Source organism: Mesocryomonas fontinalis (assembly GCF_055730125.2).
The window spans coordinates 1-1,214 of record NZ_JBUZWG020000023.1; the positions used below are offsets into that span (position 1 = coordinate 1).

Annotated in this window: 2 protein-coding genes; both read right to left on the bottom strand. The window is 57.5% G+C overall.

Going from position 1 to position 1,214, the window contains the following annotated elements; translation table 11 throughout:
• Positions 1–178 (bottom strand): DUF2382 domain-containing protein (locus tag ACZL02_RS24335; RefSeq protein ID WP_472941269.1); only part of this gene is annotated, 178 nt, incomplete at its 3' end.
• Between the two features lie 3 nt (positions 179–181).
• On the bottom strand, positions 182–1,090 hold the full coding sequence (locus ACZL02_RS24340; protein ID WP_472941268.1) for a PhnA-like protein: 909 nt from the start codon (positions 1,088–1,090) through the stop codon (positions 182–184).
• Between the last annotated feature and the right edge of the window lie 124 nt (positions 1,091–1,214).

The following is a 1,214-nucleotide window of genomic DNA, read 5'->3' on the forward strand; positions in this document are numbered from 1 at the left end:
CTACGGCTACGCGAGTTACCTCGACGCTCTCTGCATCGAGGTCTTGGGCGACCACGTGATCAGCCGTTTCGGTGACTGTACGTACCCGGACGTGGCCTGTGACCACGTCCTCTTTCTGGATGCGCACCGTCTCCTCGACAAGAGGAATCACATTAGACCGGTCTTCCTCCCGTGACATCGATCAGACGATGCGACGCGAAGGAATTACCCTGTCGGCATAAACCGGATGCACGACGCCCGACCGACCGCCGAGCCAGCCGGCGATGGCGCCAAGCACGAGCGCTACGAAGGCAAGGATTGCACCAGTCGAGATAACCGAGGCCGCTGTATCCGCCGCAGAAAGGGTAACAGCCTTCGCCTGCTCAACAGCCTGGTTGTACTGCGTCTCGTATTGCTCGACCTGCGTACGCGCTTCTTCAATGGGAACGTTTTTGGCAGATGCGATGGCTGCCGCAGCTTTCTCGCGGGCATCAGCCTTCTGGGCTTCGTCACCCATAACTACCGCCTGCATGGCGGAAATAGCGGCGTTGTTCAGGGACTCTGGATCGGTGCCGGTCGAGCGAACCTGCTGCTCAAGAGATTCGAGCGGATTAGCCTCCGCCAAGGCAGGAGCTGCTGCAGTGGCAGCTGTTTGACCAAGACCGCCAATTGCCGATGTCACGCCGGAAAAAGCACCACCCACAATGCCCCCGACTGCAGTGGAAAGCATATACAGCACCAGCAAAGTGGTGAATGCCCAGGTCGTGAGGCCATGCAGCGCTCCGGTCGTGGCAACGGTCTTGCCCGACATCCGAGAGGCAATATAACCGCCGACATAAGCCGCGGCGATGCCCGAGAGGACGTACCAAATTCCAGCGCCCATGCTGAACGACGAGGCAGTTGGGTTGTCGGACGTCATGGGATCGAGCGTTGCAACTCCAATACCGACGCCGAGCATGGTTAGCAGCACCTGGGTGATTAGGCCGACAACGACGCCGGCGAAAATGGCCCCCCAGGAAACCTTGTTCAGCATGATCGTACGGGCGTCGTTTATCGCCGTTCCGGCGGTTTCCGCATATTCTGCGTCGCCGGGGCGAATGGTTGTAGTCATATTATTTACTCCAGATCGGACGTACCCGTTGTGCGTCGACGCTGAAACAAGTCGAAAAGGGCCGTATAGTTCACGGATAAGCGACGATTATTTGAATAATAATCGAATAATTAACCTGTGATAA